This window comes from Escherichia coli DSM 30083 = JCM 1649 = ATCC 11775 (assembly GCF_003697165.2).
Taxonomy (GTDB): Bacteria; Pseudomonadota; Gammaproteobacteria; order Enterobacterales; family Enterobacteriaceae; genus Escherichia; species Escherichia coli.
This window is the reverse complement of sequence record NZ_CP033092.2, coordinates 3,183,625-3,197,706: the sequence shown is the minus strand read 5'-3', so window position 1 is coordinate 3,197,706 and position 14,082 is coordinate 3,183,625. Positions and strand designations below refer to the sequence as shown.

Sequence of the window (14,082 nt, the reverse complement as noted above, 5' to 3'; positions counted from 1 at the left end):
TTGTTATCCTCGTAAGGTCGCGGTTAACCCTTTCTGGCAGGCATACTGCTGGGCAAAGTCGAGCAGTTCTGGCGCATCAAGCGGTTTTTCCGGGGCGTCATAGGGCAGATTAAGTAAGTGATATTTGTTGATGCCCAGTGTGTGGTAGGGCAGAAAATGAATTTCGCTAACGTGCAGCTCGTCGGCGGCAAAATCGGTAATGGCTTTCACAGAAGTTTCGTCGGCATTAAAGCCCTGAATCAGTGGCACGCGGATAATGATTTTTTTGCCGGCTGCGGCGAGTTTTTTCAGGTTATCCAGCACCCTGGCGGCGTTACCGTCGGTCCACTGTTTAAACGGCGCGTCGGCAACGTGTTTTAAATCGGCAAGAAACAGATCGATATAGGACAGAGAAGGGGCGATATATTTCCACGGCACATGCAGACAGGTTTCTACCGCAGTATGAATACCGGCTTCGTGGCTGGCTTGCAGTAGCCCCATCGCCATTTCCGGCTGCATAAACGGTTCTCCGCCAGAAAGTGTTAAGCCGCCGCCGCTGCGATCGTAAAACGGTTTATCGCGCAAAACGGTTGCCATGATCTCCTCAACGCTTTTCACTTCACCACACACGGTTAACGCCTGTGTTGGGCAGCAGTCGGTTAGCGCCGTAAAATGCTCCGGGGTTAACTTTTCCCGATGAATAAGCAAACCATTCAACGCGCGCTCAATCACTTCCGGTGCGGTCTTAGCGCACAGCTCACAGCCTTCCAGACAGAGTCGTGGGTCATACAGCAGATCCTGCGTGCGGGCGCGGCTTTCCGGGTTCTGACACCAGCGGCAACCCAGCGAACAGCCTTTAAGAAATACGACCGTGCGGATACCGGGGCCATCATGGGTCGAGTAGCGTTGAATATTGAAAATCATAGTTGCCTCTCTGTTTCGTTCAAATATTAAAATACTTTCGAATGAAAGTTAGATTGATGTGCGTCAACTGTTCAGAGAGTTTTCCCGTGATAGTCTACATTCAGACAAAAAGTACATTTTGAGGATGGTTATGGAACTGTATCTGGATACTTCAGACGTTGTTGCGGTGAAGGCGCTGTCACGTATTTTTCCGCTGGCGGGTGTAACCACTAACCCAAGCATTATCGCAGCGGGTAAAAAACCGCTGGAGGTTGTGCTTCCGCAACTTCACGAGGCGATGGGCGGTCAGGGGCGTCTGTTTGCCCAGGTAATGGCTACCACTGCTGAAGGGATGGTGAATGACGCACGTAAATTGCGTTCTATTATTGCGGATATCGTGGTGAAAGTTCCGGTGACCGCTGAGGGGCTGGCAGCTATTAAGATGTTAAAAGCGGAAGGGATTCCGACGCTGGGAACCGCGGTATATGGCGCAGCACAAGGGCTACTGTCGGCGCTGGCAGGTGCGGAATATGTTGCGCCTTACGTTAATCGTATTGATGCTCAGGGCGGTAGCGGTATTCAGACTGTGACCGACTTACACCAGTTATTGAAAATGCATACGCCGCAGGCGAAAGTGTTAGCCGCGAGTTTCAAAACCCCGCGTCAGGCGCTGGACTGCTTACTGGCAGGGGGTGAATCAATTACTCTGCCGCTGGATGTGGCACAACAGATGATTAGCTATCCGGCAGTTGATGCCGCTGTGGCGAAGTTTGAGCAGGACTGGCAAGGAGCGTTTGGCAGAACGTCGATTTAACCGGACGTTCTGCATTCTCATAAATTGCTGATGACGTGGCGGAGTGCCGCGTCTTATCTGGCCTGGAGGTGGCAGTTACTGCCCGCACACCTCACACCCCGGATTACGCATCAGTTTCATTTCGCGAAACTGACAGGTCATCGCATCGTACATCACGATTTTTCCGCTGGCAGGTTTGCCATAACCGGCCAGCAGTTTAATCGCTTCCATTGCCTGCAATGAACCAATTACGCCGATTAACGGTGCCATCACGCCTGCTTCTACGCAGGTTAACGCGTTCTCGCCAAACAAACGGCTAAGGCAGTGATAGCACGGTTCGCCGTCCTGATAAGTGAAGACCGTGATTTGCCCTTCCATACGAATTGCCGCGCCGGAAACCAGCGGCACCTTCGCGGCAAAACAGCCTGCGTTCAGTTGATTACGTACCGCAACGTTATCCGTACAGTCGAGCACCAGATCGTGTTTTGCAATCATCGCAGCAAGTTCAGCGTCATCAAGCAGCGCATTGACTGGCGTAATCGCGATATGTGGGTTGATCCGCGTCAGGGCGTCACGGGCGGATTCCACCTTTGGTTGCCCGACCGTGGCATCACTGTGCAGCGTCTGGCGTTGCAGATTGGAGAGCGAAACCGTGTCGAAGTCGAGCAGCGTCAGGTTGCCGACACCGGCGCTTGCCAGATATTGCGATGCCGCACAGCCGAGGCCACCAAGCCCCACCACCAACACGCGAGAATCCTTCAGCGCTTCCTGACCGTCAAAATCAAAACCACGCAGGATGATTTGCCGGTTGTAGCGCAGCATCTCCTGATCGCTGAGTTCTGCCATTACAGGCCTCCGAACAACGCGTTAAACGGTTCGACTTCCACCCATTCGCCCACGTCAACATTGCCGCGCTCGCGTTCCAGCACGATAAAGCAGTTGCCGAGGCTAAAGGAGCTAAATATATGTGAACCCTGATGTCCGGTGGTCGTCACTTCCAGTTCGCCATCGGCGTTGCGTTGCAGCACGCCGCGCTGGAAATCAAGGCGTCCTGGCGTTTTTTTCAGGCGGGACGCTGTGCGTACACGCTGGCGCGCGGGCAGGCCACTGGCGGTATTGCCGCTTAGTTTTGCCAGCAAAGGCTGTACCAGTTGATAGAAGGTCAGCGTCGCTGAAACCGGGTTGCCCGGCAGGCCGCAGAACCAACTATTAGAAAGTTTACCGAACGCGAACGGTTTACCCGGTTTAATCGCCAGTTTCCAGAAGGCGATCTCCCCCAGCTCTTCAAGAATCGTTTTGGTGTAATCCGCTTCACCCACTGAAACACCGCCGGAACTGATCACTACATCCGCCTGGCTGTCGGCTTCAATAAATGCGGCGCGCAGGGCATGGGGATCGTCGCGGATAATCCCTAAGTTGATTACCTCGCATCCCAACTGTTCTAACATCAGGTGTACGGCGAGACGGTTGGTATCGTAGATTTGGCCGTCGCCCAACGGCTGACCGGGCAACTGGAGTTCATCACCGGTAGAAAAAAGCGCTACACGCACTTTACGAATCACCGGAACTTCGGCAATCCCTAGCGAAGCAATCACTGGCAGTTCAGCGGTAGTCAGGCGAGTCCCCGCCGGGAAAACAACCGCACCTGCAGAGATATCTTCACCGCGACGGCGAATATTTTGCCCGCTACGCGCTTCAGCAGTAAAACGCACGCCATTGTCCGTTTGTTCAGTCTGCTCCTGCATCACCACCGCTTCGCAGCCTTCCGGCACCGGCGCACCGGTCATAATACGAATGCAGGTACCCGCAGGCCATTCACCATGGTACGGCTGACCGGCAAAGGATTTACCGGCAACGGGCAGCGGTTGCCCGGAGGCAATATCGGCTAAACGCACCGCGTAGCCGTCCATAGCGGAGTTATCAAACCCCGGGACATCCAGTGGCGAAACGACATCACTCGCCAGAATACGACCAAAACACTGAACCAGTGGCAGCGTTTCCTGGGCGGTCAGTGGGGTAACGCGAGAAAGCATCTCATTAAGCGCGGTGTCGAGCGACATCAATCCGGTGGTAAATTCCATGAAAACACTCCTGCGGAGGCAAAATCGAATTTGCCTATTATGTCAGAAAAACGCCACAGACTGTATGCCACCTCGGGTGTAGCGCTGGCTCCTGCCTTTACATGCCATATCCATCTTTCTATATTCAAAAATTGAATGAGTCATTCATAAAAATTCTGATATTTATAGCAAAAGTGGCGAGTCACCCTTAATGGACGAATACTATGGGCAAAGCAGTCATTGCAATTCATGGTGGCGCAGGTGCAATTAGCCGCGCGCAGATGAGTCTGCAACAGGAATTACGCTACATCGAGGCGTTGTCTGCCATTGTTGAAACCGGGCAGAAAATGCTGGTAGCGGGCGAAAGTGCGCTGGATGTGGTGACGGAAGCGGTGCGTCTGCTGGAAGAGTGTCCACTGTTTAACGCCGGAATTGGCGCTGTCTTTACGCGTGATGAAACCCATGAACTGGACGCCTGTGTGATGGATGGTAACACCCTGAAAGCCGGTGCGGTGGCGGGCGTTAGTCATCTGCGTAATCCGGTTCTTGCCGCCCGACTGGTGATGGAGCAAAGCCCGCATGTGATGATGATTGGCGAAGGGGCAGAAAATTTTGCGTTTGCTCATGGCATGGAGTGCGTCTCGCCGGAGATTTTCTCCACGCCTTTGCGTTATGAACAACTACTGGCAGCGCGCGAGGAAGGGGCAACAGTCCTCGACCATAGCGGTGCGCCACTGGATGAAAAACAAAAAATGGGCACCGTAGGGGCCGTGGCGTTGGATTTAGACGGCAATCTGGCGGCAGCCACGTCCACGGGCGGAATGACCAATAAATTACCCGGACGAGTTGGCGATAGTCCCTTAGTGGGGGCCGGATGCTATGCCAATAACGCCAGTGTGGCGGTTTCCTGTACCGGTACGGGCGAAGTCTTCATCCGCGCGCTGGCGGCATATGATATCGCCGCGTTAATGGATTACGGCGGATTAAGTCTCGCGGAAGCCTGCGAGCGGGTAGTAATGGAAAAACTCCCTGCGCTTGGCGGTAGCGGTGGCTTAATCGCTATCGACCATGAAGGGAATGTCGCGCTACCGTTTAACACCGAAGGAATGTATCGCGCCTGGGGCTACGCAGGCGATACGCCAACCACCGGTATCTACCGTGAAAAAGGGGACACCGTTGCCACACAGTGATGAACTTGATGCCGGTGATGTGCTGGCGGTTGAAAATCTGAATATTGCCTTTATGCAGGAGCAGCACAAAATAGCTGCGGTCCGCAATCTCTCTTTTAGCCTGCAACGTGGTGAGACGCTGGCAATTGTTGGCGAATCCGGCTCCGGTAAGTCAGTGACTGCGCTGGCATTGATGCGCCTGTTGGAACAGGCGGGCGGTTTAGTGCAGTGCGATAAAATGCTGTTGCAGCGGCGCAGTCGCGAAGTAATTGAACTTAGCGAGCAGAGTGCTGCACAAATGCGCCATGTGCGCGGGGCGGATATGGCGATGATATTTCAGGAGCCGATGACATCGCTGAACCCGGTATTTACTGTGGGTGAACAGATTGCTGAATCTATTCGTCTGCATCAGAACGCCAGTCGTGAAGAAGCGATGGTCGAGGCGAAGCGGATGCTGGATCAGGTACGCATTCCGGAGGCACAAACCATTCTTTCACGTTATCCGCATCAACTCTCTGGCGGGATGCGCCAGCGAGTGATGATTGCGATGGCGCTGTCATGCCGCCCGGCGGTGCTGATTGCCGATGAGCCAACCACCGCGTTGGATGTCACTATTCAGGCGCAGATCCTGCAATTAATCAAAGTATTGCAAAAAGAGATGTCGATGGGCGTTATCTTTATCACTCACGATATGGGCGTGGTGGCAGAGATTGCCGATCGGGTACTGGTGATGTATCAGGGCGAGGCGGTGGAAACGGGTAGCGTCGAACAGATTTTTCATGCACCGCAACATCCTTATACCCGTGCGCTGTTAGCTGCTGTTCCGCAACTTGGTGCGATGAAAGGGTTAGATTATCCCCGACGTTTCCCATTGATATCGCTTGAACATCCAGCGAAACAGGAGCCACCCATCGAGCAGAAAACGGTGGTGGATGGCGAACCTGTTTTACGGGTGCGTAATCTGGTCTCCCGTTTCCCTTTGCGCAGCGGTTTGTTGAATCGCGTAACGCGGGAAGTGCATGCCGTTGAGAAAGTCAGTTTTGATCTCTGGCCTGGTGAAACGCTATCGCTGGTGGGCGAGTCTGGCAGCGGTAAATCCACCACCGGGCGGGCGTTGCTGCGCCTGGTCGAATCGCAGGGCGGCGAAATTATCTTTAACGGTCAGCGAATCGATACCTTGTCACCCGGTAAACTTCAGGCATTGCGCCGCGATATTCAGTTTATTTTTCAGGACCCTTACGCTTCGCTGGACCCACGTCAGACCATCGGTGATTCGATTCTCGAACCGCTGCGCGTACACGGTTTATTGCCAGGTAAAGAAGCGGCTGCACGCGTTGCGTGGTTGCTGGAGCGCGTGGGCCTGTTACCGGAACATGCCTGGCGTTACCCACATGAGTTTTCCGGCGGTCAGCGCCAGCGCATCTGCATTGCTCGCGCGTTGGCATTGAATCCAAAAGTGATCATTGCCGACGAAGCCGTTTCGGCGCTGGATGTTTCTATTCGCGGGCAGATTATCAACTTGTTGCTCGATCTCCAGCGTGATTTCGGCATTGCGTATCTGTTTATCTCCCACGATATGGCCGTGGTTGAGCGGATTAGTCATCGTGTGGCGGTGATGTATCTCGGGCAAATTGTTGAAATTGGTCCACGGCGCGCGGTCTTTGAAAATCCGCAGCATCCTTATACGCGTAAATTACTGGCGGCAGTTCCGGTCGCTGAACCGTCCCGACAACGACCGCAGCGTGTACTGCTGTCGGACGATCTTCCCAGCAATATTCATCTGCGTGGCGAAGAGGTTGCAGCCGTCTCGTTGCAATGCGTCGGGCCGGGGCATTACGTTGCACAACCACAATCAGAATACGCATTCATGCGTAGATAACATTCAGGCGGAGAATAAAATGGCAAGAGCTGTACACCGGAGTGGGTTAGTGGCGCTGGGCATTGCGACAGCGTTGATGGCATCTTGTGCATTCGCTGCCAAAGAGGTGGTGGTGGCGGTAGGATCGAACTTCACCACGCTCGATCCGTATGACGCAAATGACACGTTATCTCAGGCCGTAGCGAAATCGTTTTACCAGGGGCTGTTCGGTCTGGATAAAGAGATGAAACTGAAAAACGTGCTGGCGGAGAGTTACACCGTTTCCGATGACGGCCTTACTTACACCGTGAAATTGCGGGAAGGCATTAAATTCCAGGATGGCACCGATTTCAACGCAGCGGCGGTGAAAGCGAATCTGGACCGGGCCAGCGATCCGGCGAATCATCTTAAACGCTATAACCTGTATAAGAATATTGCCAAAACGGAAGCGATCGATCCGACAACGGTAAAGATTACCCTCAAACAGCCATTCTCAGCGTTTATTAATATTCTTGCCCATCCGGCGACCGCGATGATTTCACCGGCAGCGCTGGAAAAATATGGCAAGGAGATTGGTTTTCATCCGGTGGGAACCGGGCCGTATGAACTGGATACCTGGAATCAGACCGATTTTGTGAAGGTGAAAAAATTCGCGGGTTACTGGCAGCCAGGATTGCCCAAACTGGACAGCATAACCTGGCGTCCGGTGGCGGATAACAACACCCGCGCGGCAATGCTGCAAACCGGTGAAGCGCAGTTTGCTTTCCCCATTCCCTACGAGCAGGCCGCACTGCTGGAGAAAAACAAAAATATCGAGTTGATGGCCAGTCCGTCAATTATGCAGCGTTATATCAGTATGAACGTGACGCAAAAGCCGTTCGATAACCCGAAGGTCCGTGAGGCGCTGAATTACGCCATTAACCGCCCGGCGCTGGTGAAAGTGGCCTTCGCGGGCTATGCAACGCCAGCTACTGGTGTGGTACCGCCGAGTATCGCCTACGCGCAAAGTTATAAACCGTGGCCTTACGATCCAGTGAAAGCGCGCGAATTACTTAAAGAGGCGGGATATCCCAACGGTTTCAGTACCACGCTGTGGTCGTCACATAACCACAGCACCGCGCAGAAAGTGCTGCAATTTACCCAGCAGCAGTTAGCGCAGGTTGGGATTAAAGCCCAGGTGACTGCGATGGATGCCGGGCAACGGGCGGCAGAAGTTGAAGGTAAAGGGCAAAAAGAGAGCGGCGTGCGGATGTTCTACACTGGCTGGTCGGCTTCAACCGGCGAAGCCGACTGGGCTCTATCGCCGCTGTTTGCCTCGCAGAACTGGCCACCAACGCTGTTTAATACCGCGTTTTACAGCAATAAACAGGTGGATGACTTCCTGGCTCAGGCACTGAAAACTAATGATCCGGCGGAAAAGACCCGCTTGTATAAGGCGGCGCAGGATATCATCTGGCAAGAGTCGCCGTGGATCCCGCTGGTGGTAGAAAAACTGGTGTCGGCACACAGTAAAAACCTGACCGGTTTTTGGATCATGCCAGACACCGGCTTCAGCTTTGAAGATGCGGATTTGCAATAAGCAACGCAGGGAGTGGAATGCTTAATTACGTTATCAAACGCTTACTGGGGTTGATTCCGACGCTGTTTATCGTCTCGGTGCTGGTGTTTTTATTTGTCCACATGCTGCCCGGCGATCCGGCGCGATTGATTGCCGGGCCCGAAGCTGATGCGCAGGTTATAGAACTGGTGCGTCAGCAGCTGGGGTTGGATCAGCCGCTGTATCACCAGTTCTGGCACTATATCAGCAATGCTGTGCAGGGGGATTTTGGCCTGTCGATGGTGTCGCGTCGTCCGGTTGCCGATGAGATTGCCAGCCGCTTTATGCCAACGCTGTGGCTGACCATAACCAGTATGGTCTGGGCGGTGATATTTGGTATGGCGGCGGGAATTATCGCCGCCGTCTGGCGTAACCGTTGGCCGGATCGATTGAGTATGACTATTGCGGTGTCGGGGATTTCGTTTCCGGCATTTGCTCTGGGGATGCTTTTAATTCAGGTATTCTCTGTTGAACTGGGCTGGCTGCCTACCGTGGGAGCAGACAGTTGGCAGCACTACATTTTACCCTCCCTGACGCTCGGCGCGGCAGTGGCCGCCGTGATGGCGCGCTTTACCCGCGCGTCGTTTGTCGACGTTTTAAGCGAAGATTATATGCGTACCGCGAGGGCGAAAGGGGTGAGCGAAACCTGGGTTGTCCTCAAACACGGGCTACGTAACGCGATGATCCCGGTAGTGACCATGATGGGTTTACAGTTTGGCTTTTTGCTCGGTGGTTCCATCGTGGTGGAGAAAGTTTTCAACTGGCCCGGACTTGGACGCTTACTCGTTGACTCCGTAGAAATGCGCGATTACCCGGTGATTCAGGCGGAAATTCTGCTTTTCTCGCTGGAATTTATTCTTATCAACTTAGTGGTGGATGTGCTTTACGCCGCCATTAACCCGGCTATCAGGTACAAGTAAGGATGCGACTATTTAACTGGCGACGTCAGGCGGTGTTAAACGCCATGCCACTGGTCAAACCTGACCAGGTACGTACACCGTGGCATGAATTCTGGCGACGATTTCGCCGTCAGCATATGGCGATGACCGCCGCATTGTTCGTTATTTTATTGATTGTGGTGGCTATTTTTGCACGCTGGATCGCTCCCTATGACGCCGAAAATTATTTTGATTATGACAATCTGAATAACGGACCTTCTTTGCAGCACTGGTTTGGCGTCGATTCACTGGGGCGTGACATTTTCAGCCGTGTCCTGGTTGGTGCGCAAATCTCGCTGGCGGCGGGCGTGTTTGCCGTGTTTATCGGTGCGGCGATCGGGACGTTGCTGGGCTTGTTGGCTGGATATTATGAAGGCTGGTGGGATCGGCTGAGCATGCGCATTTGCGATGTGCTGTTTGCCTTCCCGGGTATTTTACTGGCGATCGCTGTTGTTGCGGTGTTGGGAAGCGGCATTGCTAACGTGATTATCGCAGTCGCCATTTTTTCCATCCCCGCGTTTGCCCGCCTGGTGCGCGGCAACACGCTGGTGTTGAAACAGCAAACCTTTATTGAGTCAGCACGCAGTATTGGTGCCAGCGATATGACCATTTTATTGCGTCATATCCTGCCTGGGACCGTCTCTTCTATCGTGGTGTTTTTCACCATGCGCATTGGCACCTCGATTATCTCTGCCGCCAGCCTGTCATTTCTCGGCCTCGGTGCGCAGCCGCCGACACCAGAGTGGGGGGCAATGCTCAATGAGGCACGAGCGGATATGGTTATCGCGCCGCATGTCGCTGTTTTTCCGGCCCTGGCTATTTTTCTGACCGTACTGGCGTTCAATTTGTTGGGCGATGGTTTACGCGATGCGCTGGATCCGAAAATTAAAGGATAGTTACGTTTGAATATTGCTTGAAAGGGTAATCACCTCACAGGAAATTATTGCCCTAAGCAAGTGTTGTAACTTTCTGCTGATTTTGTAGAATCGGGTAATTTGGTTAAAAAGCCGCAGCAAGGGACTATTTTGCAGCGGCACAGCGTTCAGACAGTTATTTTGTTAAATGTATTAACATGCTGAGTTTATACGAAAAGATAAAGATAAGGCTGATAATTTTATTTTTATTGGCAGCACTGTCATTTATTGGTCTTTTTTTCATCATTAACTATCAACTGGTATCGGAACGCGCGGTAAAACGTGCCGATAGCCGCTTTGAACTTATTCAGAAAAACGTTGGCTATTTCTTTAAAGATATTGAACGTTCGGCCCTGACATTAAAGGACTCACTGTATTTATTAAAAAATACAGAGGAGATTCAACGTGCCGTGATTCTGAAAATGGAAATGATGCCATTTTTAGACTCGGTGGGACTGGTACTTGATGATAATAAATATTATCTCTTTTCGCGGAGGGCGAATGATAAAATCGTTGTTTATCATCAGGAACAAGTAAATGGACCGCTTGTCGACGAGTCAGGGCGGGTTATTTTTGCCGATTTTAACCCATCGAAACGACCGTGGTCGATGGCTTCAGATGACTCTAACAACAGCTGGAATCCGGCATACAATTGCTTTGATCGTCCGGGTAAAAAATGTATCTCTTTTACGCTACACATCAACGGCAAAGATCATGATTTGTTAGCGGTAGATAAAATTCATGTCGATTTAAACTGGCGATATCTGAACGAGTATCTTGATCACATCAGCGCTAATGATGAAGTTCTATTTTTAAAGCAAGGTCATGAGATCATTGCTAAGAATCAACTCGCTCGTGAAAAATTGATTATTTATAATAGCGAAGGTAATTATAATATTATTGATTCTGTCGATACGGAATATATTGAAAAAACATCAGCGGTGCCAAACAACGCATTATTCGAAATCTATTTTTATTATCCTGGTGGTAATTTATTGAACGCATCAGATAAACTTTTTTATCTGCCGTTTGCTTTCATTATTATCGTATTGCTGGTGGTTTATTTAATGACCACTCGAGTGTTCCGTCGGCAATTTTCTGAAATGACAGATTTGGTCAATACGCTGGCGTTTTTGCCCGACTCTACGGATCAAATCGAGGCTCTGAAGATTCGTGAAGGCGATGCGAAAGAGATTATCAGCATCAAAAATTCGATCGCGGAAATGAAAGATGCTGAAATTGAACGGGCAAATAAATTGCTCTCGCTGATCTCTTACGATCAGGAAAGCGGTTTTATTAAAAATATGGCGATTATTGAGTCCAACAATAATCAGTATCTGGCTGTGGGGATCATCAAACTGTGTGGTCTGGAAGCTGTGGAAGCGGTGTTTGGTGTTGATGAACGCAATAAAATCGTCAGGAAATTGTGTCAGCGAATTGCCGAGAAATATGCGCAATGCTGCGATATCGTGACATTTAATGCCGATCTCTATTTACTCCTGTGCCGGGAAAATGTACAGACGTTTACCCGTAAGATAGCGACGGTAAACGATTTTGACAGCAGTTTTGGCTACCGCAATCTGCGCATCCATAAGTCTGCTATTTGTGAACCTTTGCAGGGGGAAAACGCCTGGAGTTACGCAGAAAAGCTGAAACTGGCGATTTCCAGTATCCGCAACCATATGTTCTCAGAGTTTATTTTCTGTGATGATGCGAAACTCAACGAAATAGAAGAGAATATCTGGATTGCGCGTAATATTCGCCATGCAATGGAAATTGGCGAACTATTCCTGGTCTATCAACCGATTGTTGATATTAACACCCGCACCATTTTGGGCGCGGAGGCGTTGTGCCGTTGGGTGTCTGCGGAGCGGGGGATTATTTCACCGCTGAAGTTCATTACCATTGCTGAAGATATCGGGTTTATCAATGAGCTGGGCTATCAAATTATTAAAACCGCGATGGGTGAATTCAGACATTTTAGTCAGCGTGCGTCGCTGAAGGATGATTTCTTACTGCATATTAATGTTTCGCCCTGGCAGTTAAACGAACCACACTTTCATGAGCGTTTTACTACCATCATGAAAGAAAATGGCCTGAAGGCGAACAGCCTTTGTGTTGAGATCACCGAAACCGTGATCGAGCGAATTAATGAACATTTCTATCTCAATATTGAACAACTGCGTAAACAAGGGGTACGGGTATCGATTGATGACTTTGGCACCGGTTTGTCAAACCTGAAACGTTTTTATGAAATTAATCCAGACAGTATAAAGGTGGATTCGCAATTTACCGGCGATATTTTCGGTACTGCAGGAAAAATTGTGCGCATTATTTTCGATCTGGCACGCTATAACCGGATCCCGGTGATTGCGGAAGGCGTAGAGAGCGAAGACGTTGCGCGTGAATTAATCAAATTAGGATGTGTTCAGGCTCAGGGGTATCTGTACCAGAAACCCATGCCATTCTCCGCCTGGGATAAAAGTGGAAAATTAGTAAAAGAGTAGTTTACGTATGTCCAGAATCAATAAATTCGTACTTACAGTCAGTCTGCTGATTTTTATCATGATTTCAGCAGTTGCCTGCGGGATCTACACTCAAATGGTAAAGGAACGGGTGTATGGCCTGAAACAGTCCGTTATTGATACTGCTTTTGCGGTGGCAAATATTGCTGAATATCGGCGTAGTGTGGCAATTGATCTCATCAACACGCTAAATCCTACGGAGGAACAGCTGTTGGTTGGCTTACGCACAGCTTACGCCGACTCGGTTTCACCCTCTTATTTGTACGATGTCGGTCCTTATCTGATTTCCAGTGACGAATGTATTCAGGTAAAGGAGTTCGAGAAAAATTATTGTGCAGATATTATGCAGGTTGTTAAGTATCGACATGTCAAAAATACAGGGTTTATCTCTTTTGATGGTAAAACCTTCGTCTATTACCTCTATCCGGTAACTCACAATCGTAGTCTGATATTTTTGCTTGGTCTGGAACGTTTTTCTTTACTGTCAAAATCGCTGGCGATGGATAGCGAGAACCTGATGTTCTCCCTGTTCAAGAACGGTAAATCGGTGACCGGTGATGAATATAACGCTAAAAACGCCATCTTCACCGTTTCGGAAGCAATGGAGCACTTCTCCTATTTGCCGACCGGGTTGTACGTATTTGCTTATAAAAAAGACGTTTATTTTCAGGTATGTACATTGATTATTTTCTTTGCCGCATTGGTGGCAGTGATATCGGGTGCCAGTTGCCTCTATCTGGTACGCAGAGTGATTAATCGTGGTATTGTGGAGAAAGAAGCCATTATTAATAACCATTTTGAACGCGTACTGGATGGCGGGCTTTTCTTTTCGGCTGCCGATGTCAAAAAACTCTACAGTATGTATAACTCGGCATTCCTGGACGATCTGACCAAAGCGATGGGCAGAAAATCCTTTGACGAAGATTTAAAAGCGCTGCCGGAAAAAGGCGGTTATTTGTGCCTGTTTGACGTCGATAAATTCAAAAACATTAACGACACCTTCGGTCATTTGCTGGGCGATGAAGTGTTGATGAAAGTGGTGAAAATCCTTAAATCACAGATCCCGGTAGATAAAGGTAAAGTTTACCGCTTCGGAGGTGACGAATTTGCGGTGATTTATACTGGCGGCACGCTGGAAGAGTTGCTATCGATTCTAAAAGAAATCGTTCATTTCCAGGTGGGAAGCATTAATTTAAGCACCAGTATCGGTGTAGCGCATTCAAATGAATGTACTACCGTTGAACGTTTGAAAATGCTGGCGGATGAGCGGCTGTATAAGAGTAAGAAAAACGGCAGGGCGCAGATTAGCTGGCAGTAATCATTATTCGCAGGCCGGACAAATGATT

General features: G+C 50.3%; 11 protein-coding genes. 8 read left to right on the top strand and 3 right to left on the bottom strand.

The features are described 5' to 3' along the window. Positions 1-3: 3 nt before the first annotated feature. Positions 4-903: a glycyl-radical enzyme activating protein gene (gene ybiY / locus EAS44_RS16770; RefSeq protein WP_000576971.1), complete on the bottom strand. Its 900-nt coding sequence runs from the start codon at positions 901-903 to the stop codon at positions 4-6. Between the two features lie 130 nt (positions 904-1,033). Here ybiY and fsa point away from each other — a divergent pair, with 130 nt between their 5' ends. Next, positions 1,034-1,696 (top strand): fructose-6-phosphate aldolase, encoded by a 663-nt coding sequence (fsa, locus tag EAS44_RS16765; protein WP_001350598.1) that lies wholly within the window; start codon positions 1,034-1,036, stop codon positions 1,694-1,696. 75 nt (positions 1,697-1,771) lie between these two features. Here fsa and moeB read toward each other — a convergent pair whose 3' ends face one another. Further along, positions 1,772-2,521 (bottom strand): molybdopterin-synthase adenylyltransferase MoeB, encoded by a 750-nt coding sequence (gene moeB, locus EAS44_RS16760; protein ID WP_000829253.1) that lies wholly within the window; start codon positions 2,519-2,521, stop codon positions 1,772-1,774. After that, a complete protein-coding gene (moeA, locus tag EAS44_RS16755) occupies positions 2,521-3,756 on the bottom strand; it encodes a molybdopterin molybdotransferase MoeA (RefSeq protein ID WP_000397352.1) in 1,236 nt (411 codons plus the stop codon). Before moeA ends, moeB begins: the two co-directional genes overlap by 1 nt. Before the next feature lie 203 nt (positions 3,757-3,959). On the opposite strand from moeA, the gene iaaA reads away from it, so the two are divergent. The 7 genes from iaaA (at position 3,960) to dgcI (ending at position 14,054) form a co-directional block, all read left to right on the top strand. After that, positions 3,960-4,925 (top strand): beta-aspartyl-peptidase, encoded by a 966-nt coding sequence (gene iaaA / locus EAS44_RS16750; RefSeq protein ID WP_000513798.1) that lies wholly within the window; start codon positions 3,960-3,962, stop codon positions 4,923-4,925. Then, a complete protein-coding gene (gsiA, locus tag EAS44_RS16745; protein WP_001350597.1) occupies positions 4,912-6,783 on the top strand; it encodes a glutathione ABC transporter ATP-binding protein GsiA in 1,872 nt (623 codons plus the stop codon). Before iaaA ends, gsiA begins: the two co-directional genes overlap by 14 nt. 19 nt (positions 6,784-6,802) lie before the next feature. Beyond that, complete coding sequence (gsiB, locus tag EAS44_RS16740) at positions 6,803-8,341, top strand: glutathione ABC transporter substrate-binding protein GsiB (RefSeq protein WP_000090180.1); 1,539 nt, start codon at positions 6,803-6,805, stop codon at positions 8,339-8,341. Between the two features lie 17 nt (positions 8,342-8,358). Further along, positions 8,359-9,279 carry a glutathione ABC transporter permease GsiC gene (gene gsiC, locus EAS44_RS16735; protein WP_000936043.1) on the top strand — a complete coding sequence of 307 codons (921 nt, stop codon included), beginning with the start codon at positions 8,359-8,361 and terminating at the stop codon, positions 9,277-9,279. Between the two features lie 2 nt (positions 9,280-9,281). Continuing rightward, positions 9,282-10,193: a glutathione ABC transporter permease GsiD gene (gene gsiD, locus EAS44_RS16730; protein ID WP_001236052.1), complete on the top strand. Its 912-nt coding sequence runs from the start codon at positions 9,282-9,284 to the stop codon at positions 10,191-10,193. A gap of 176 nt (positions 10,194-10,369) precedes the next feature. Then, positions 10,370-12,718, top strand: coding sequence for an EAL domain-containing protein (pdeI, locus tag EAS44_RS16725; protein ID WP_000950324.1), 2,349 nt, complete (start codon positions 10,370-10,372; stop codon positions 12,716-12,718). A gap of 7 nt (positions 12,719-12,725) precedes the next feature. After that, on the top strand, positions 12,726-14,054 hold the full coding sequence (dgcI, locus tag EAS44_RS16720; RefSeq protein WP_000086884.1) for a GGDEF domain-containing protein: 1,329 nt from the start codon (positions 12,726-12,728) through the stop codon (positions 14,052-14,054). Positions 14,055-14,082: the final 28 nt, after the last annotated feature.